The sequence below is a fragment of the Phycisphaeraceae bacterium genome, assembly GCA_019636795.1.
Taxonomy (GTDB): Bacteria; Planctomycetota; Phycisphaerae; order Phycisphaerales; family UBA1924; genus JAHBWW01.
Map to the genome: position 1 here is coordinate 338724 of JAHBWW010000003.1, position 18563 is coordinate 357286.

At 60.4% G+C, this 18563-nt stretch carries 19 protein-coding genes; 2 read left to right on the plus strand and 17 right to left on the minus strand.

Annotation, left to right across the window (positions count from 1 at the left end):
* Positions 1-580 precede the first annotated feature (580 nt).
* From KF757_07560 to KF757_07640, 17 genes are all read right to left on the minus strand, one after another.
* A complete protein-coding gene (locus KF757_07560; GenBank protein MBX3322833.1) occupies positions 581-1276 on the minus strand; it encodes a hypothetical protein in 696 nt (231 codons plus the stop codon).
* Positions 1273-1743: a flagellar export protein FliJ gene (gene fliJ, locus KF757_07565; GenBank protein MBX3322834.1), complete on the minus strand. Its 471-nt coding sequence runs from the start codon at positions 1741-1743 to the stop codon at positions 1273-1275. The genes KF757_07560 and fliJ overlap by 4 nt, the downstream gene beginning before the upstream one ends.
* A gap of 3 nt (positions 1744-1746) precedes the next feature.
* Complete coding sequence (locus KF757_07570) at positions 1747-3111, minus strand: FliI/YscN family ATPase (GenBank protein ID MBX3322835.1); 1365 nt, start codon at positions 3109-3111, stop codon at positions 1747-1749.
* Positions 3108-3788: a hypothetical protein gene (locus KF757_07575; GenBank protein ID MBX3322836.1), complete on the minus strand. Its 681-nt coding sequence runs from the start codon at positions 3786-3788 to the stop codon at positions 3108-3110. Before KF757_07575 ends, KF757_07570 begins: the two co-directional genes overlap by 4 nt.
* A 47-nt stretch (positions 3789-3835) precedes the next feature.
* The gene (gene fliG, locus KF757_07580; GenBank protein MBX3322837.1) at positions 3836-4876 is read right to left on the minus strand and encodes a flagellar motor switch protein FliG; all 1041 of its coding nucleotides are present in this window, start codon (positions 4874-4876) and stop codon (positions 3836-3838) included.
* Between the two features lie 8 nt (positions 4877-4884).
* Positions 4885-6564, minus strand: a complete 1680-nt coding sequence (locus tag KF757_07585) for a hypothetical protein (protein MBX3322838.1) — start codon at positions 6562-6564, stop codon at positions 4885-4887.
* A 148-nt stretch (positions 6565-6712) separates the two neighbouring features.
* Positions 6713-7027, minus strand: coding sequence for a flagellar hook-basal body complex protein FliE (gene fliE, locus KF757_07590; protein MBX3322839.1), 315 nt, complete (start codon positions 7025-7027; stop codon positions 6713-6715).
* Positions 7028-7111: 84 nt separating this feature from the next.
* Positions 7112-7528, minus strand: a complete 417-nt coding sequence (gene flgC, locus KF757_07595) for a flagellar basal body rod protein FlgC (protein MBX3322840.1) — start codon at positions 7526-7528, stop codon at positions 7112-7114.
* Positions 7529-7543: 15 nt separating this feature from the next.
* Complete coding sequence (locus KF757_07600; GenBank protein MBX3322841.1) at positions 7544-7987, minus strand: hypothetical protein; 444 nt, start codon at positions 7985-7987, stop codon at positions 7544-7546.
* Positions 7988-8018: 31 nt separating this feature from the next.
* Positions 8019-9491: a sigma-54-dependent Fis family transcriptional regulator gene (locus KF757_07605; GenBank protein MBX3322842.1), complete on the minus strand. Its 1473-nt coding sequence runs from the start codon at positions 9489-9491 to the stop codon at positions 8019-8021.
* The gene (locus tag KF757_07610; protein MBX3322843.1) at positions 9488-10468 is read right to left on the minus strand and encodes a hypothetical protein; all 981 of its coding nucleotides are present in this window, start codon (positions 10466-10468) and stop codon (positions 9488-9490) included. The genes KF757_07605 and KF757_07610 overlap by 4 nt, the downstream gene beginning before the upstream one ends.
* Complete coding sequence (locus tag KF757_07615) at positions 10468-10944, minus strand: hypothetical protein (protein MBX3322844.1); 477 nt, start codon at positions 10942-10944, stop codon at positions 10468-10470. Before KF757_07615 ends, KF757_07610 begins: the two co-directional genes overlap by 1 nt.
* 17 nt (positions 10945-10961) lie before the next feature.
* Positions 10962-13421, minus strand: a complete 2460-nt coding sequence (locus KF757_07620) for a tetratricopeptide repeat protein (protein ID MBX3322845.1) — start codon at positions 13419-13421, stop codon at positions 10962-10964.
* A gap of 140 nt (positions 13422-13561) precedes the next feature.
* Positions 13562-15013, minus strand: coding sequence for an RDD family protein (locus KF757_07625; protein MBX3322846.1), 1452 nt, complete (start codon positions 15011-15013; stop codon positions 13562-13564).
* Positions 15013-15885 carry a hypothetical protein gene (locus KF757_07630; protein ID MBX3322847.1) on the minus strand — a complete coding sequence of 291 codons (873 nt, stop codon included), beginning with the start codon at positions 15883-15885 and terminating at the stop codon, positions 15013-15015. The genes KF757_07625 and KF757_07630 overlap by 1 nt, the downstream gene beginning before the upstream one ends.
* Positions 15882-16451, minus strand: a complete 570-nt coding sequence (locus KF757_07635) for a hypothetical protein (GenBank protein MBX3322848.1) — start codon at positions 16449-16451, stop codon at positions 15882-15884. The genes KF757_07630 and KF757_07635 overlap by 4 nt, the downstream gene beginning before the upstream one ends.
* A gap of 12 nt (positions 16452-16463) precedes the next feature.
* Positions 16464-16718, minus strand: a complete 255-nt coding sequence (locus KF757_07640) for a hypothetical protein (GenBank protein ID MBX3322849.1) — start codon at positions 16716-16718, stop codon at positions 16464-16466.
* 237 nt (positions 16719-16955) lie between these two features.
* Between KF757_07640 and lpxI the strand changes: the two genes are divergently transcribed.
* Both lpxI and KF757_07650 read left to right on the plus strand, forming a co-directional pair.
* Positions 16956-17924: a UDP-2,3-diacylglucosamine diphosphatase LpxI gene (lpxI, locus tag KF757_07645; GenBank protein MBX3322850.1), complete on the plus strand. Its 969-nt coding sequence runs from the start codon at positions 16956-16958 to the stop codon at positions 17922-17924.
* Entirely contained in the window at positions 17924-18532 is a 609-nt protein-coding gene (locus tag KF757_07650) for a methyltransferase domain-containing protein (protein ID MBX3322851.1), read from the plus strand. The genes lpxI and KF757_07650 overlap by 1 nt, the downstream gene beginning before the upstream one ends.
* Positions 18533-18563 lie beyond the last annotated feature (31 nt).

Below are 18563 nucleotides of genomic sequence, written 5' to 3' on the forward strand. Positions count from 1 at the left end.
GCGACCTGTGGTCGGATGTGAAGCTGACCTTGCCTCGCTCGTGAGACCACTCCCCTGGGGAGTAGCAACCGCCGAGGGAGCCTTTGATGCAACAGTCTTAGAGTCATTCACCTGCATAGGCGAAGACTGCCTGAAACCGTTTCCACGATCAGGCTCGGCTGCCGCAACTCTCTCATGCTTGCTCGAAGGCGTGGCCTGCGAACTCACCCCCGGCAAATCCTTCGAGACCTGCGACTCATTGCGTGACTGGTCTGGGCTTCGCGCCGGCTGTGACGCTTGCTCCGGCGCAGGGGACCGCTGCATCAGCGCATCCCGACGCGCATCGCGCGACCCATCCGATCCCGATGCCTTGGGCGTCTGCAACTCCGCAGTTGCCAACTCGTGAATTTCTACCATGGCCGGGTTCGCAGTCTCATGGCGGATCTGATTGCTCAGCCCCGCGCCCCGCTTCTTCGCGGGCGCAGAATCTGCGCCAAAAACGGCAAGAACCGCCGCAAATTTGGGGGCTCCTGCGCCTCGCGCTGATACTTTGGATTTGTTTTCCGAAGGTTGGCTTGTCGTTCGCACTTCGGCAACCTGATCACTCATTCAATGTCTCTCCGACCGCAGCGGCTTCGAGGCCACGGGTACGAAGAGACTCCAGCAACTGGGCTGCCAAGTCAGGCTGCCCGCCCTTGACAAACTCCGCGAGTACGCGCGACCGCACGCGCTCGTCCATCGCATTCAGATAGGACACTACCTGCTCGACTGCGCCCTCGTTCAGGAGCTCGCTAAGAATCTCGCGAGCATCCGATGCCTTTTGTGTCTCCAACGCCACAACGGCTTTGCGGAACTGCTCATTTCCCTCGATCTCACGAATCCTCGCCCGCATCGCCTCAAACTGCTGCCGATCTTGCATGAACTGCGCGCCCTGCACATCCATGACCTGCTGGTCGCGCGCCAACTTGCGTTGAAGGTCCTCAATTTCACGCCTGAGTCGCTCGATTCTTAGGACGTCGATCTCTGTCGCCTGGAGTCGCATCGCGACCAACTCCGATGCTGATCGCGCTGGCCCCGTCGGGCCTTCGTCGGCCTGGGCTTCAAGAAGAGTTTGGCGGTCCTTCTCCGCCTTCTCACGTGCCGCTTGTTCAGCAGCGGTCTCAGTCAGCATCGCTCGGATGGTCCTCGCGCGGTCCATATTCAGCCGATCTGATGACACGAGCCATCCCACGAATCCTGCGATGGCAAGAACATTGGACAGTGCGAGAATTGCCAGCGTGTTCCACATAGCTTTCATGTGTGATGCTCCGCATGCAGCGTCGCATTGGATCGATGCCGCATGACAACCATTTCGTCGTTCTCCGCCTCTTCGCGCCGGCGCTGATCGCTTCGCCACGCTGCCAACTGCCTATCACGAAGTCCCTCAATCGCCTTGCGCCTCCGCATCGCATCCGCCAAGGCCTCTCTCGCTGTGTCCCGCCTCCTGCACACACCGGCAAGCACCAGTACAACCGCGTCCGCCTTCCGCGCCAGTCCCAGCGAGGCATTGGCCTGAAGCCTTGCAGCCGCGAGATTTCCCACGCCCACCCCAATCGCCTCACGCAGATCGGCACGCTCCTGCTCGATCATGTGCTGAAACCCTCGAAGTTGCGACTCGAGTACGACGCGTTCTCGTTCGAATGCTGCAAGTTTGCGCTGAGCTTCCTGCTCCGCACGCTCGCGTTGGCGCAGCACGGACTCAAGTCGAAAGTGAAACTTCACCATGATTCAGTTCCTCTGCCCGCGGCCACCCTGCGCCTGCTGCTGGAACAGGTCGCCAGCCCTCATCGCCAAAGCGATCAACTCAGCCCGCCTGCTCTCGAACGGAGTGCGATCTGAATCCCGCTGACGAATCAAAGCACAAATCGAATCGTGCAATGCAATCGCGACGTCGGCATCAGGGTCCGACCCCTTTGCGTATGCGCCTATCTGCACCAATTCCTCTATGTCCCTGTACTTGGCCTCCAGTCTGATCAACTGCTGGCGCGCAGAACGGTGAGCCTGATCGCTGACAACTTCAGCAACGCGGCTGACTGAATCGAGTACATCAATCGCTGGAAACTGCCCACGATGCGCAAGTTTGCGACTGAGAATCAAGTGCCCGTCCAGAACACCGCGCGCAGCGTCGGCAATCGGTTCGGTCATGTCGTCGCCTTCAACGAGAATCGTGTACAGCCCCGTTATCGATCCGCCGCTCGTTTCGCACCCGCCTGCGCGCTCGAGCAGCATCGGGAGATTCGCAAACACGCTCGGTGTATATCCGCGCGTCGCGGGCGGCTCCCCCACAGCAAGCCCAACTTGACGCTGGGCATGAGCAAATCGCGTGATTGAGTCCATCATCAGCATCACATCAAGCCCATCGTCTCGAAAGTACTCCGCAATACTGCACGCCAGTCTCGCAGCACGCAACCTGAGCAATGGTGATTCGTCACTCGTCGAAACAACCACCACCGACCGCGAAAGGCCATCCTGCCCCAGGGCATCCTCGATGAATTCCCTTACTTCGCGCCCTCGCTCACCGATCAGCGCGATCACATTGATCTGCGCATCGGTCCCGCGTGCAATCTGTGAAAGTAATGTTGACTTGCCAACCCCCGGACCAGCGAAAATCCCAACACGCTGCCCTTTTCCCATCGGCGTCATCAGATCAATGGCTGCAACGCCCGTGCGAATCGGCTGCGTCACACGCATGCGCGCCATCGCGCGCTGCGGTTCCGGGTTGAGCAGCCGAGGCAACCCGCCACTCAGTGCCAACCCACCATCAACTGGCTGCCCAAACCCATTAAGAACGCGCCCCAACAGTGTTCTCGAAACTCGTACCGACTGCTCTCGCTCTACGACGGTGACACGGTCACCCACACGTATCCCGCTCGCTTGCGACAGCGGCATCACAATCGCTCGATGACCACTGAATCCAACCACTTCCGCGGGCACCCGTCGCGAACCCTCGGACCGAATGCTCACAAGCGCCCCTACCGGCGCAGGCAACTCGTCAACATAAATGCTCAGGCCTCGCAATTCGCTCACGCAGCCTTCAACGCGCAACGCTTGCGCACGCCGCACCACCTCGATTTCGTGCTCAAGAGTGCTCATGGCTCGGAATCCGTGAGGGGCAGAATGGAGCCAATCAGGCGAGAGAGCTTCGTCTCGATTGATGCATCGATCACGCCGTTGCGCTCCGTCATTGCAACACACGATCCGCGGTGCACCGCTGGGTCCACGATCAGTTCTACATGAGCTTCTTTCTCCAGGCGTGCAAGCAAGCCGGGCAGAGCCTCATTCAGCAGTATCTCGTCATCACCACACACTCGCACGCGAAGACGAGTCCTTGCGGACACGAGTTCGAGAATCTCAGCCATCTGGTCGCAGACAGTCGATGGATCGATTTCGATGATTCTTCCAGTCGCCCGCGCAGCAATCTCGCACGCAAGCCGGACGACATCCTGCCTCGCATCCAGAAGCATGCGCTCGCGGCGTTCCATAAAGACCGAGAGCGCCTCCGCCCAGGCCTCGATAAGCGCACCGATTGCAGCACTGGCGTCCGCAATTCCCTCTGCGCGACCCGCCTCATGCCCCTCTTTTCTGCCAACCTCGAATCCCGCAGCCCTACCACTGACATGCCCCTCTGCCGATGCTGAAGAGATGAGCCGTGCACGTTCATCAAATGCTTCGTTTACGATCCGCTCTGCCTGCGCCTTGGCGTGCGCAACCATCGCCTCACCAACCTGCTCGAGCCGACCAAGGTCGAGCGTCACCGCGTCTCTTGCCATGTGGTGGGCGTCAGCCCGCCGAATCAGTGCCACGACTCCCCCAATCACTACATAATCAGGTCATTGTCTCCGCCGCGACCCTGAATCATCACGTCGCCCGCTTCTTCGAGTCGGCGCACTGTGTCCACAATGCGTTGCTGAGCTGCCTCAACATCACTCACGCGAACCGGCCCCATGAACTCCATGTCTTCCTTGATCAGCGCCGACGCACGCTCAGACATATTCCCCAGTATCTTCTCCTGCAGTTCCGGGCTGGCTGTCTTGAGCGCGAGCGCCAGTTCGTCATTCTCGACTTCCTTGAGCACCGCCTGGATGCCCTTGTCGTTGACCAGCATGATGTCTTCGAACACGAACATCAGCCTGCGAATCTGCTCAACCAGATCCGGATCTTCGCCTTCGAGACCTTCCATGATCGACTTCTCTGTAGCCCGATCCGCAAGATTCAGAATCTCGGCCACGGTCGACACGCCACCCGCCTTTTCCATGCTCTGAAGAAGCATGTTCGACAACCTCGACTCGAGCCCGCGTTCCACCTCCTTGATGACCTCCGGATTCGTCTGCTCCATCGTCGCGATGCGCTTGATCACCTCGATCTGCTTCTGCATCGGCAAACCCACCAGGATTTCCGCCGCCTTGTGATGCGCAAGATGACAGGTAATCAACGCAATCGTCTGCGGGTGTTCATCCTGAATGAACGTCAAAAGGTTGTCGCTCTCGGCCCGCTGTAGAAAACTGAACGGCGTCTTCTGCACCTGCGTCTGAATCTGCCCAAGCACACGCTCAGCCAACTTCGGATCCATCGAGTTCTGCAGCAGGATCTTCGCGTAATCGAGGTTCCCCTCCTGCGCCATCCCCGTCGCAATAACCGTGTGATAAAATTCTTCGATCACCGCAGCCTTGAGCGCCTGATCCACACGCCCAAGACTGGCCAGTTCTCTTGTGACCTCCTCCACCGCCTCGGCAGGAAGCGTCTTGAGCACCTTCGCCGCCGCATCGGTCCCCAACATGAGCAGGATGATCGCAGCTTTCGAAAGCGAGTTCAGCGAAGACGGATCCGACGGAAGTTTTTCAAACGGCTTGCGTGCCATAGTCTCAATCACTCCTCAACCTGAATCCACCGCTGAAGCAGATTCGCTGCGCCCTCAGGGTTCGCCTCGACAAGCTCGCTGACCTGCTCAAGCATCTTCTGCACCTTCACGTCATCTTCCCCGATCTCGATCCCGGCCATCGGCGCGTCGCGCTCCTCCGCCTCCCCAATCACGTCCGCATCAAGTGCCAGCGCCGGAGGCACACCAACCAGCTCCTGTGCCGTTGGCAACTCTGTCTGCTTTCCTGTGCGTTTGACCATCATCAGCATCATCACCACTGCAACCATCGCAAGTGCCCCAAGCACGACTTTTTCGATCACCCCGCCACCCATCGCAAGTTGACCATTCGAAAGCACCCCCAGGAATCCGGCTTCACTCACGCCGCTCTGCAAGGTCCCAATCGGAATAGGCACCATCGATACAAAAACTTCGCCCGCATTGGTCGATCCGCCATCCAGCCTCGTCTTCAGATGAGGCTGAACCGAATTGACAATCTGCTTCTCAATCTCTGCGAACTTCGCATCAAGATCGGCCCTGGCTACCTGCGTTGCTTCGCCGCCCTCGCCGCGCGACCGACGCACCAGCAACTCGACAAAGTCTTCCGGCACGTTGATCGATGCTGCCAGCGCCGTCGGCATCCCGCGCGGGTCGAGCCTCTGCGTCGTTTCAACACCGATCGCGTTCTGCATCTCCTCGACCGTATCTTCCGTATCCAGCTTCGTCCCCGTCGATCCACTCGCCTGATTGATATCCATTTGCGTATTGGACCTGATGCCGGGCTCCGCAGCACGCGATGCCTCAGATTGCGAAGTCGACGATGCTTCGGTCCGCCTGACCAGCGACACTGTGCCTTCGCCCTTTGGCAAGTGCTTTTGAATCTGCGAGTTCACCTTCGTGACATCGACTTGCGCCGTCACAGCCACCATGACGCCCGGAATGTACGACAACAGCGACTCGAGCTTCTCGCGTGTCTCACGCTCCACGACCGTCTGATGTTCCAGGTAACTCGATGACACCATGTCGCCATCATCAGTGACTTTTCGCGAGCGTCCCGTCGATCCGTCAATGACGCTCACGTTGCGCACCATCAGCCCCGAGCGTGCTCCCGCCACCAGCCGCGCCGCTGCGTCGATCGTCGCCTGTGCAGGCGGTGCGCCACTCGACGTGAAAATTGTCACCGATGCTGTCGGTTCACGCGACGCACGCCCCAGCCCCGCCACTTCGGGCGCGTGGATAATCACGCTCGCCGAGCGCACATCGCGAAACTGACCGATCACCCGCCCAAGTTCATTCTGGAGTGCGAAGATGAACTGCTGCCTGTCCTTCTCCGCGCTGTTGCGCCAGTCCTGCACACCGATCAGATTTCCGAAGAGCAGCGTCGAGTCCGATGGCAGTTTTCCTGCCTCGCTCAACTGCGCAATAGCTGCAGCCCGATCGCTGGCCGGCACCATGATTTTGCCTTCTCGCGTCTCGACCTTGAACCCCGCCGACCGAAGCGTCGCAAGCACGGGCTGCTGCGGATCCTCCGCCATCAACTCCACAAGCTTGCCTCGTCCCGCATATTGCGTGACCAGGAACATCGTCATTCCTACGATCACGCACAAGCTCGCGACCAGCAGCTTCTGCGTCGGTCCCAGATCCTTGAGGTACGTTCGCACCTGACCGAGCACGTTGTTGAGTCTTCCCATCGGGGCCTCCCTGCCCTTGCAGCCTCGTCGCTTTTCCTCAGCGATGTCGGACTGTTGGTCGGAGACTCACGTGCTTTTTCTACAAGACTCGAGCCATGTGCGCACATCGCGCCGTTTCGCGCAGATCATGCCGAGCCAAAACCGCGCGTTACACCCGGATCTGCTTGATCTCCTCATACGCCCCGAGCACCTTGTTGCGAACCGACTGAAGCATCTTGAACGCCATGTCCGCCTTCTCGGTCGCAAGGATCACGCCCTCGACATCATGCCGATTGCCCGTCACCAGATCCTCCACCGCACGGTCAGCCTCCTGCTGAGCCGCATTGACCTGCTCAAGGCTCTTCATGAGGGCCTGCTTGAACGAATCACCACCCTCGGGCGCTCGCCCCGCGTGTGCCGGGCCGGTCCCGCGAACAGGACCCGATCCACTGGCACCGATCAATCCGATCGGATCGCTCATCATTCAACTCCACTCGCTCAATCAACCATCAGCATCGATCCGCTCCGCGCATCCTTTCTCCGTCGGCATCCGTGCCGACCACGTCTGTTACGCAAGCAACCGCAAAGCCTGTGCCATCATCTGCTTTGAAGTCTCCGCAGCCACCACATTCGCCTCATACGAACGCGCCGCCTGCATCGCATTGATCTGCTCCAGCGACGGATTGATGTCCGGATAAGGCACATAGCCCTGCTCATCCGCATAGGGACTGCCAGGGATATATCGTGGTCGAATCGCATCCGCGTCGGCCTTAATCTCTGCCACATGCACGCCCATCGCGCGCCCGCTGCGACTCATTGCCGAAGGATTCCCGCTTGAAAAATGAACCAGTCGCTTGCGAAACGGGTTCAGATTCCCCGACGAATCGAGGATCGTCTCAGAGTTCGCGATATTCGCCGCGATCGCGCCCATCCGAATGCGCTGCGCGATCATCCCGCTCGTCGAAATATCCAGGCTTCCATACATCGCTATCCCTCACGATCATGCAACACGTTCAGCAATCGCATTCTTGACTACACCCGCCCTGGTTCGAAACAGGTCCGCAGCCACGCGAAATGCCGCTGCATTTTCAACCATCGCCTGCATCGTCCGCTCAAGGTCGCTCGAGTTCCGATCGTGCGCCAGCACGCCCCCGACACTCGTTCGAGGCCTCAGGATCAGCCCTCCATCGCGCGACTGCTCGATCTCCGACGACCGCCCGATTGAAAGTTCGCCGTGCATCCCTCCCGTCGCACGCCGCCGATCCTTCACCGCACCCGCAAGTGCTTCCTGAAACCGCTTGGGCGAAACATCCACCGGCTGAAAGTTCGGCGTCTCAAAGTTCGCAATGTTGTGCGCAATCAGCTTCTGCCGCTGACTCGCGAATCGCAACGCAGCCTCAACGACCGGCAGCGAACCCGCGTTGGAAAGTTGATCGATAAACACGCCAAATCCCCCCGCAAATAGCGGGCCACACCTACAACGAGTGCGACACCAGATTATCGTCCTTCCACTTCCTCAGCTTCAAGCCCAGCGTCCGCACGCCGATGCCCAGCGCGTCAGCCGTCTTCTGGCGATGCCCGTTGAACCTCTCGAGTGTCTGGATGATCGCATCGCGCTCAATGTCCTCCAGCCGCCGCCCGGGAACCCTCGACGACTTCGACTCCATGAAACTCTCAGCCCCGAACGAAGGCTCATCGCGCCCCATGAACTGCGCACGCACCCGAGGCTGCACCGGTACCGGAACCAGCCAGGGCTCGATCAGTTCCTTGCTGATCACCTTGCTCGGAGCGCCCGCGCTTCGCCGCACCCCGCACAACACAACCGCACGCTCCGCAATGTTTTGCAACTCGCGCACGTTGCCGGGCCAGTTGTAACTCATGAGCAGTTTGATCGCTTCGGGCTCGATCTCCACCGGCTCAAGACCCTCACGCTCCGATATCTTCGTCACGAAGTGCTTGGCAATCGCAGGCACATCCTCAAGTCGATCTCGCAACGGCGGAAGGTGAATCGGAAGCACATTGAGCCTGAAAAACAAATCCTGCCTGAAGTCCCCACGCGCGGCCGCCCGCGGCAGGTCGCGATTGCTCGTCGCGATCACCCGAACATCGACGCCAATCGTTACACTCGAACCCACCCGCTCAAACGCCCGCTCCTGCAGGACACGCAGCAATTTGGCCTGAATCTGAGGAGAAACTTCCGACACTTCGTCGAGCAGCAGCGTTCCGCCATCGGCCAGCTCGAACCGACCCTTGCGAAGTCGCTCCGCCCCAGTAAACGCGCCCCGCTCATGCCCGAACAACTCGCTCTCCAGCAACGACTCGGTCAGCGCTGCACAGTTCACCGCCAGAAATGAGCCCTTGCGCCGGCTGCTCAGGTCATGTACCGCCTGCGCCACCACTTCCTTGCCAGATCCGGATTCCCCCGTAATGAGTACCGTCCCTTGCGAATCCGCAACCGCTTCGATCTGCGCCTTGACTCGACGCATCGCAGGAGAATCACCAATGATGCGGCTCAAACCCTGCAGTGCCTCCGCCGAGCGAACCGGTGCCGCAGCCGAACGCAGCAGCGCATTCTCGCGAACCAACTTCCCATGCGCCAGCGCACGCTTGATCGTGATAATCAGTTCGTCACCCTCAAAGGGCTTGGTCAGGTAGTCGAACGCACCGTGCTTCATGGCATTCACCGCGGTGTCGATCGACCCGAACGCGGTCATCAGCACCACCGGAAGATCCTCATCCACCCCCCGGATCCGCTCAAGCAACTCGATTCCCGTCATGCCAGGCATCTTCAGGTCGCTCACCACCGCATCCGGGCGCTTGGACCGAATCGACTCCAGCGCCGATGGCCCGTCCTGGGCCACCTGCACCTCGAATCCTGCGCGACTCAACGTCGCAGCAACGCTGTCACGCAACATTTCCTTGTCGTCCACAACCAGGATCACGCTCATCTTGCTCGCTCCATGACTTGAACGTCGTGCCGCACCGCAACACGACCCGCTCCACACCCTGTCGGTTCCCACACACGCCTCCCGGGGAACACACCCGGGATGTGAATTTCAATCGTCGCCCCTTGACCCCCATCACCGCATCCGCTGTGCTGATGAACCACCACGCGCCCGCCATGCGCCTCCGCGATTCGATGCACGATCGGAAGCCCAAGGCCCGTCCCGGTCGCTCGCGTTGTGAAGAAGGGGTTGAACATCCGTTCCAAAACCTCGTCGCTGATTCCCGGCCCACTGTCCTCTGTACGAAACACCACCATCGGCACTCCGCCACCAGAACCCGCAAGATCCGCGCTCATGCGCACATCCAGCGCGACAACATTTCCTCCCCCGGCCTCGAGCGTCGCCTCCGCCGCGTTGCGAATCACATTCGCAAGTGCTTGCACCATCAGGCCTCGATCACATTCGACCGTTGCTGCACACCCAACAAGTCCCGGGCGCCGCACCACCTGTATCCCCCGATCAAGGAGATCCGCACACCTGTTCAGGGCATCCTCGACGAGTTCTTCTGCCGCAACCGCCGAAGGATCGATCCGCGATTCCCTCGAAAAGGTCAGGACGTCATTGACGATGGCATCAAGCCCGCGCACCGCTGCGCTGATGCGGCTTGCAATCGCACGCTCCGCCGGGCGATCGCCCAGGTCCTGCTCCAGCATCCGGGCGTACAGATTGATCGACCCGAGCGGGTTGCGTACCTCATGGGCGATGCCCGCTGCCATTTCGCCCAATGCCGAGAGACGCCGCGAGCGTTCAAGCTCGGCGTTCGCGGCGCTGAGTTCGCTCCGCAACCGCTCCACCTCATCCTGAAGGCGAATGTGCGTCGACTCGAGCCGCGAACTGAGCGTGTTGAACGCACTCATCAGTCCGGCAAGATCGGACGAATCGAGCGTGGCTGCGAGGCTGTCGGTTGCAGTACTCATCATCACCCCTTTCGATCCTGGAATCGAGGCCCGCCCTCAGGTCGCGTGCCGCTGTCATACGCCGTCACCGCAGCATTCCCACGACCGAGATCCGACAGCGACTGGGCAATCGCTTCACGCTTCAAATCGAGCATCTGAGCGGTGCGGGCATCCCGATCGGCTATCGTCTGGGCCATCTTTTCAATGGCTTCGAGTCTGCGCGCAAAAGCCGTCCGCTTCATCTCAGTCAGACGGCCCGCAAACTCCTCCCACTGCCGACGCCGGGCATCAAACTCGGGCATCGTCGACTCGAGATCGATAATCAGGTTCTGGCGCTCGGCCAAAACCACGAGCAGCCGCTCAATGTCCTCACGCTCCAGCAACACATCCTGCTGTGAACTGAGCGCATCAAGCTGTCCGTACATCTCGGCAATTCTTGAGAGCACCGCGTCAAACTGCTCATCCCACGCGCCGGATCCTCCGGCCTTGTGATCGGTCATCCTGACCTCCTCCGGGGTTAGTCGCTCCTCCCAACAGCATACAACGTCGACGACGAAGCCAGCCAACGCTCCCAGTCGCGCCGGGTCATCGGAAGGTTCGGATCATCCCACACCTCAGGCGGAAGACTCTCGTAAAATATTCTTGCCCGCTCGTTGGCAGATCGCGCGCTCGTCAGATTGCCCTCGCGAACATACGCATTGACAATCTGCACAAGCGCCACAAGCGAGGCAGGATCATTCGGGAAGCGTTCACGCGCAACGTTGTAATGCCGTACCGCAGCGTCCGTCTCGCCCAGGTCGAACGCACAATCCCCGAGATAGAAGTATGAGTTCCGCATCGCCAGATTCTCGATCGGAGTTCGCTTCTGCGCATGCACCGCTTCGAGCCTCGCTCGTGTCTGCTCGTACAGCTCGATCGCGCGATGCAGGTGCTCGACACGCGTTTCGGTCAGCAGTCGCCGTTCGCCGTCCGTGAGCGATCCCAAAAGAACCTGCTCGATCGAGCGGGCGTTCAGACGGTACGAGTCGGCAAGCTTGAACGTCATGACTGGTGACTGCGAAGCCGCCCCGCCACGCGCCAGCACCTGCTCATACCCCTCGATCGCGCGGGCGTACTCCTTGCGCCGTTGCCACAGATCCGACATCGCGATCAACGCCGGGACGTAGTTCGTCGCATCCGGGCCGCCCAACTGCCCGCTCAGCACGCGCTCGAGAAGCAACTCAGCATCATCATCGTTGCGCGGATCGGCATCGAGAAGGTACACCTGCGCAAGCGGCACATGACTCTGATTCGCAAAGCGCCCGATCCCCGACTGCGATCGCCCTCGGTCTCGATCGTCGATGATCGATCGGTACAGCGCCGCAGCCTCCGAGTACTGCCCACGGGCTGCATGGGCCTGCGCCAACCGAAATCTCGCCTCAGGCTGGCGGCCATCTGCGGGCAAGTCTTCCATGAAGCGCCGAAACGTTTCAATCGCCTCGGCCTGATCGCCCGCAGCGTCGTACAGATTCGCCGATGTCCATAGTGAATCGGCATACTTGGCCAAGTCCTCAATCACAAATCGCATCGCGTGCAATCGGTAATAGGTCGCACTACGAATGCGATGCCGTTGCACTTCGCGCTCGGTCGATGGATCGAGTTCCGGGCCCAGGACTCCATCACGTTTAGGGGCAAGCTCCTCGATTCGATCGGCCATCAGTCGATGCGCAAGCCCGAGGGCGTCATACACCGCGTCAGGTGCCTCCTCTATCGGAAACAACTCGCCCGCGAGTTCGGCATACCGAAACGACATGTCCACACCCTGCTGCGCAACCTGATCGCGAAAAATCGACAGCAAACCCGCAACGATCGCGTCACGCACATCAATCGCATCCCGCTCGCCAGCACGGCACTGCGATACCAGACTCGCATACATCTGTTGCGCATTGCTGTGATTTCCAAGCGTGGCTTCCATGACCGCCGCACCGTGCTCGGCCCGCACACGCACCGACGGAGGCTGAAAGTGCGCCAGCACACTCAGATACACATCCCTGGCCGCCTCGTAGTCTCCACGCTGTTCGTGTGCTCGTGCCCGCAAGAGCCGCAGCGTTGCTTCAAGTGGATCGGCCGAAACAACCAACCGCTCGGCCATGTCCAGCTGCCCCCATCCCTCGTCGGTCGCGTCCGCATCCAGGTATGCTTGTGCAAGTGTCACATGCAACCGTGCTCTGGCCATATCACCAGCGCTCGTAAGCTTCGGCATCGACCGCAAAATACGCGTAATCGCGGCCTCGGCAAGCCCCTGCGAAATCTCGATCCCCGCTTGCTGATCCACCACCCATGCCTGCTCATCGAGCGGCAGCACCGGATCCGACGCCATGCGAGAAAGCAGTACTTCTGCATCACTCAACCGTGGAGGCCTGGCGCGGAGCGCTCGGCTGATGACATCCTTGAGCACTCGCCGCCGCAGTGTCTCATCGTTCTTGATCTGCTCGACCCGCGCCAGCGCTGGGTCCGTCTCCCCCAGATGCAGATAACAATCTGCGATCATGAACTGCTCGCGATCAGACAACACAAGCCCCGTCGTCTCTGCTTCGCGGAGCGATTGCAGCGCATTGCGATAGTTGCGCTCATGTTCGAATCCGAGCGACTGCTGCCCGTTGTACACTGCGTGCCCAATCAGACGATGAAACTCGCCCGCATCACGCGTCGGAAGCTCAGGCCGACCAACATACGGGAGCACCCGACCATTGAGAAGTTCGATCGCCTCGCGGTATTGCTCCTGTTCGATCATCGTCGCCGCTGCCCGCAGCGTCGGGCGAAAGTCCGGATCAGGCTTTGTCGCAAGCGCATAGGCCAGCCCCGCAATCAAGAGCCCCGCAGCCACAACCAATCCGGGAATCTGCCAGAGCCTCCCCCAGTGCGCACGAACTTCGGCCACCGGATCGGTTCGCACCTGATTCACTTCAACGGTGTCCTGATTCTCGGCTTGTGTCACGACACAGCATCTCCGTCCTGCGCGATGCACGCGCAGCCGCTCACAGTCTCTGTTATCGGAGAAGTCGCCCTGAGGCATCGATCGATCAGCACTCGACCAGTACAGAGTGTGCCGATCGGCACTTTCCGCGCGTCGCACCGTCACGTTCTCGGATTATCGGGCTCCAGCTGGACAACAACAGCCACGCCAGCGATCTGATCGCCCCGGTGGCGCCCATTCGGATCGAACAGCGCAAGTGCCGCAACCGGCGGCAATGTCCACTTGATCGCGTTGCGCACAAGCGAACGCCCAAACCCGACGCGATACGGGTGCTCGATCGTGCCATGCACGCGCACTACCCGGCACCCGACCAACCACTTGCCGATCGACCGGCCACTGAAACTCTCGGACAAAGTCCCGATTACAAGCCCCACCCCGAACGTCGCGGGCACCGCAGCCCATGCGCCATCAACCGGCACCATCACCAGAAGCGAAATAATCTCCCAGAAACTTAAACCAAAGACAACCCCTGCAACTTGCGCCGCGAGGCCAAAGTCCAACGCCGATGCCAGAATCCGCCGCAAAGGCTCGGCCAGAGCTGTGTGCGCTGGCAGACTGATAGAACCATCATCGCGCGACCGCCTGAGCACGATCACCAGAACCGAGATCAGCAGCGCGACCAGCATAATCCCGAGCACGCGGACCTCACCTGTCGGCAGTGCTCCCTCGCGTGGTACTTCGCCCGCGTGCAAAACAGCGCCCGACGACATCGATACCTCGATCGACTCAAATCGCAACAATCGTCCCTTGGCTCGTGCATCCTCCGCATCCGCCCATCGCACGCCCAGCATGCGAGGCCCATCGCACCAGATCGGCACCAGCACCGCCTCTGATCCAAAACTGGCCGATGCCACAGGCACGTTCACCCCGGTTGGATCTAACACCGACAATCGTGTTTCATCGCCATCACGCATCGCGAGAACGTCGAGCCCACCAATGTGAAACGCCACCTCGCCGTGTTGCCCGTTTGTGTCATTCGCGCGAACATACGCGGCCGGCAGTTCGATCTGCTTCCACGCCCCGAGTTCGAGCGCGTGAGCCGACAGTGAATCATCACTCTGCAGCATCACAACGACAATGCGTTCCGGTGCGATCGAGAGCGCCACAACCGTCCCCCGTGCACTGAGCAGTGGATGTGCTTCAAGCCGATCGCGCGGCTCATACACCCACACCCGCCCACGCCAGACGGCATCGAGCGCACGCACACGCACTCGCGCGACGCCATCGCGCCCCTGCAACTCAAACGCCAGGTAGACCTTGTTGCGATACGCACCGATTGCGCGGGGCATTTCATCAAACACTCTCGCAACCTGCACAGATCCCGCCGACGCCGCGCCCACTCCGTGGCGAGGCGGAGCATGCAGAAGCACATAGGACCGTGCGCTTCCGACTTGTCGGTCATCTCCAATGATCGCCCAAGCGTGGCTCTGACCAGTCGCTGCATTCACCGGGCTGGCTGCGGCAATCTGCCCGCAGGCAATCTCCGACACCGCACCGATCGCCATGATCGATGTCATTACAATCAGCACGCTGATTCTGCGAAGATCGATCATCAAGGTTCCATCGCCTGAGCCGGAGTCTGCGCATCGAGGTCATAGATCTCGTCGATGCGATATCCGCGAGCAAGTCCCTCAAAATCAAACGCCGACGCACGAATCGGGCGATTCTCCACGCCATAGAGAGAAACATCCACGCGCGTCTGCTGATCCACCAGCGTTATCCTCGCCGAGTTCGCAATCCGGGGCTTGCGCGTTGCATCCCCCACCACATTCACGAAGTCATATCGCGACAGCTCGGCCACCAGCACAACCAACCCCGCAGCATTCCGCAACTCCACACGCTGTGGCTCTGCTGACCTCGGGTCAAACCACACAACACGACTCCCACGGCTCATCGGCGCGACAACGCCCGCTAGCCCCTTGTCCCATCGCACGTCGGATTCGAGCATCATCACATCAAGCGGAGTGATCCCGAGCAGATGAACCAGATCGCGCGGGTACACCGGCACGCCAAGGCTCGCAGCTTTGTCCTCGTCCGCAAAAGCGTGCCGACCGAAGAGCGCGACTTTCGCGCTGTTCTCGACCATGTCCATCCACCAGTAGCCCTGTTCGTTTGAACCGAGGTACAACTGGACCTTTCCGAGTTTGCCCAGCGACATCGCCACGCGGTCAGGCTGCTCGATCTGCAGGTGCCCTTCAACCTGCTCGCGCAGCCGCCCGCCGCGCTCGTTGCGAGCCGTCACCTGCACACTGGTGCGTGCCCAGACACGATCGAGCGATGCTACTCGTTCGTTGTGCCGCGCGACCAGATCATCACGCGAGATGTCGGGCCGACTGTCACCGTTCTTCTTTGGCGAAGCGCATCCCGATGTCCCCAGCAGCATCACGCCCAAGCACAATCGAACAAGGCACGATGCAACACTCATCCCCCGCCTCCACGCCGACCAGGTTCGGCTGCTTCGAGTGTCATGATCTGCCCGATGAGTTCGGTCGCCGCATCGATGGCTTCAACAGTCATGCCAGGATCAATCACCGTCGATACTTCACCTGCCTCCTGCCCTCGACGTCGAACACGCATCAACCCCGGTGTACCGGCACGCATGTTCGCCGGTTGCCCGCCCTCGTACGTCAAGAGACGCTTGCGGATCAACGCAAGTGCCAGCAGATACCGAAACGCAAGTCGTTTCGGGTCTTCGGTCTCGCTCAGTTGCTCGAAGAGATCGATCAGTTCGTCATCATCAAGCAGCGGCCTTTCCGGTCGCGTGTCGTCATCAAGCACGCTCCGCCAGAATCCAAACAGCATGTTCGGAGCGGTCGGCCTTGCGCCCGCATTCCACGCACTCTCGCAGAAGTCCATTCTCGAAAAGTCTTCTTCTCCTGGAATCTCAACCAACGTCGCAACGTACCGCTCGCCCGATTCGATCGCGCGTCCGGTCGATGCGCACTGCCGGGTCGGACGAGAAACCTGATACGGGTTAGATCCACTGCTCATGATGAGCAGAGTCTATTCGCCACCGCCGCTCCACATCCCATTGCACGTGACTTCGTAGAACCGCTCGGTCGAACCCCCCGCTCCGACGCTGAACCGCACGGCCTTCGTACACGACGGGCACCGAGCGTTGTACGTCTGCCCATCCGCATCGCGAAACACCCGGCAGTACCGCCCCGAGCACGCAAAGCGCACCCCGATCCAAGGCCGTGTCGAAAGCGCCGGACGACGTCCCCCAGATTCATCACTTGTGGAACGCCGACTCAACATGCGACGTATCTATCGGTGCGCCACCCAGCACCGGCCCAAAACACCACTGGCCGAATTACGCCCCTAAGGTCGATAACCTTGTTTGGGGCGTGAAGTGCCCGTCTCGAAGCATCGCCACCATGTTCCGGGCGATCCCGTGACCTGACCGTGACGTCCTGTACGCCCGCCTCTGCTCCTCTGTGTCAGGATGCGAGCCTAGAATTTGGATACTCCCCAGAGCGGAGTTGATGATCCGACATGGCCCGAATACCCGTACCCTCAACCGCTGCCCTCACGATTCTCCCGGATCCCCCCGGGCCGCCGACGCCGATCGGTCTCATCGCAGGCGGCGGCCAACTCCCAATCGCCATCGCCCGGGGCCTGCGCGAGATAGGGCATCCAGTCCATGGCCTAGGTCTGAGCCGCCAATACAGCCGCGACCTCCCGCGCATGTGCTCTTCATTCCATGAAGTGGCACTCCTACGGATTGGAAGTTGGGCAAGAATCCTCCGCAATCAGGGGGTCCGCCATGCCATCATGGTCGGCAACGTCGACAAAGCAAAACTCATGCACGATCCGTGGCGTGCCTTGAGGAATATACCTGATTTTCGGACGGCTGTCGCATGGTACAGGCACATCCGCCACGATCGGCGGTCGCATGCCGTCCTCGCTGCGATCGCCGAAGAACTCGATAAGGAAGGCGTCTCGCTCCTCGATTCGACGTTCCCGATTCCGGATCAGATCGCCTCGGCCGGAGTGATGACCCAGAAGCGCCCCACCCCTGCCCAGATGGCCGACATCGAATTCGTCTGGCCGATCCTCAGCGATATGCTGCGCCTCGACATCGGGCAATCCATCGCTGTCCGCGATCGCGACGTGATCGCTGTCGAAGCCGTTGAAGGCACGGACCGCATGATCGAACGCGTCGGTCGCTTGTGCAAGGCCCGCGGCTGGGTGCTGTGCAAGGGGGCGAGGGTAGGTCACGATCGTCGAAGCGATGTACCGACTGTCGGCGTGCGCACTATCGAGCACATGTACGCCAATGGCGGACGATGCCTGGCTGTCGCTGTCGGAAACGTCATCATGCTCGAACGCGAAAAAATGATCGATGCTGCTGACCGTCTCGGGGTTTCAATTATCGGCGTGTCGGTCTCAATTGAAGGCCCCAAGACTGCTGGTGCTGTGATTCGTGAAGCAAAGCCTCTCGTCTCGTCGGCAGCACGCTGATGGAACCGTGCGAGTTCGTCAGCCGGGGCGGTCTCAAACTGCGCCACGCACTGACTGTTTTTGCTATTGACGTCTCAGGCCTCGTCTGCGTCGATCTTGGGTGCAGCACAGGGGGATTCACAGACTGCCTCCTTCGGGCCGGTGCCGAGCGTGTGTACGCAGTTGACACGGGCTATGGCGTTCTCGACTGGAAACTCCGCAACGATCCGCGCGTGCGCGTCATAGAACGAGCGAATGCGCTGCATGTGCCCGTGCCGGTCGACGCACTCGAACGCGGCGGCGTTGACCTCGCAGTGATCGACCTCGGCTGGACCAGGCAAATGCACGCGCTGCCGGCTGCGGCCCGTTGGTTATGTCCAGGTGGCCGCATCATCACACTCATCAAGCCTCACTACGAGCAGGGCACTTCGCGGCGGGCAAACGAAGCCGTACTGGCCGACGACAAAGCCGAGGCCGTGCTCGCCACCGTTCTCGCGGACATGGCCCAGGCCGGATTTGAAGCGCAGCGCGTTGTTGAAAGCCCGATTCGAGGCGGCAAGAAACTTAATAAGGGAAATCGCGAATGGCTCGCACTGGTTGTAGTCGAGCCTACGCAACCTGATCAATGATTCACCGAGCTCGATGAGTGTCGGGCTTGAG

What these genes read in the sequence shown, in the direction of transcription:
- KF757_07585 (MBX3322838.1), bottom strand. Translation starts at nt 6,564, where the DNA reads ATGGGAAGACTCAACAACGTGCTCGGTCAGGTGCGAACGTACCTCAAG.
- KF757_07575 (MBX3322836.1), bottom strand. Translation starts at nt 3,788, where the DNA reads ATGGCAAGAGACGCGGTGACGCTCGACCTTGGTCGGCTCGAGCAGGTT.
- fliG (MBX3322837.1), bottom strand. Translation starts at nt 4,876, where the DNA reads ATGGCACGCAAGCCGTTTGAAAAACTTCCGTCGGATCCGTCTTCGCTG.
- KF757_07570 (MBX3322835.1), bottom strand. Translation starts at nt 3,111, where the DNA reads ATGAGCACTCTTGAGCACGAAATCGAGGTGGTGCGGCGTGCGCAAGCG.
- KF757_07630 (MBX3322847.1), bottom strand. Translation starts at nt 15,885, where the DNA reads ATGAGTGTTGCATCGTGCCTTGTTCGATTGTGCTTGGGCGTGATGCTG.
- KF757_07650 (MBX3322851.1), top strand. Translation starts at nt 17,924, where the DNA reads ATGGAACCGTGCGAGTTCGTCAGCCGGGGCGGTCTCAAACTGCGCCAC.
- KF757_07605 (MBX3322842.1), bottom strand. Translation starts at nt 9,491, where the DNA reads ATGAGCGTGATCCTGGTTGTGGACGACAAGGAAATGTTGCGTGACAGC.
- KF757_07635 (MBX3322848.1), bottom strand. Translation starts at nt 16,451, where the DNA reads ATGAGCAGTGGATCTAACCCGTATCAGGTTTCTCGTCCGACCCGGCAG.
- fliE (MBX3322839.1), bottom strand. Translation starts at nt 7,027, where the DNA reads ATGATGAGCGATCCGATCGGATTGATCGGTGCCAGTGGATCGGGTCCT.
- KF757_07615 (MBX3322844.1), bottom strand. Translation starts at nt 10,944, where the DNA reads ATGACCGATCACAAGGCCGGAGGATCCGGCGCGTGGGATGAGCAGTTT.
- KF757_07610 (MBX3322843.1), bottom strand. Translation starts at nt 10,468, where the DNA reads ATGATGAGTACTGCAACCGACAGCCTCGCAGCCACGCTCGATTCGTCC.
- KF757_07625 (MBX3322846.1), bottom strand. Translation starts at nt 15,013, where the DNA reads ATGATCGATCTTCGCAGAATCAGCGTGCTGATTGTAATGACATCGATC.
- fliJ (MBX3322834.1), bottom strand. Translation starts at nt 1,743, where the DNA reads ATGGTGAAGTTTCACTTTCGACTTGAGTCCGTGCTGCGCCAACGCGAG.
- flgC (MBX3322840.1), bottom strand. Translation starts at nt 7,528, where the DNA reads ATGTATGGAAGCCTGGATATTTCGACGAGCGGGATGATCGCGCAGCGC.
- KF757_07560 (MBX3322833.1), bottom strand. Translation starts at nt 1,276, where the DNA reads ATGAAAGCTATGTGGAACACGCTGGCAATTCTCGCACTGTCCAATGTT.
- lpxI (MBX3322850.1), top strand. Translation starts at nt 16,956, where the DNA reads ATGGCCCGAATACCCGTACCCTCAACCGCTGCCCTCACGATTCTCCCG.
- KF757_07640 (MBX3322849.1), bottom strand. Translation starts at nt 16,718, where the DNA reads ATGTTGAGTCGGCGTTCCACAAGTGATGAATCTGGGGGACGTCGTCCG.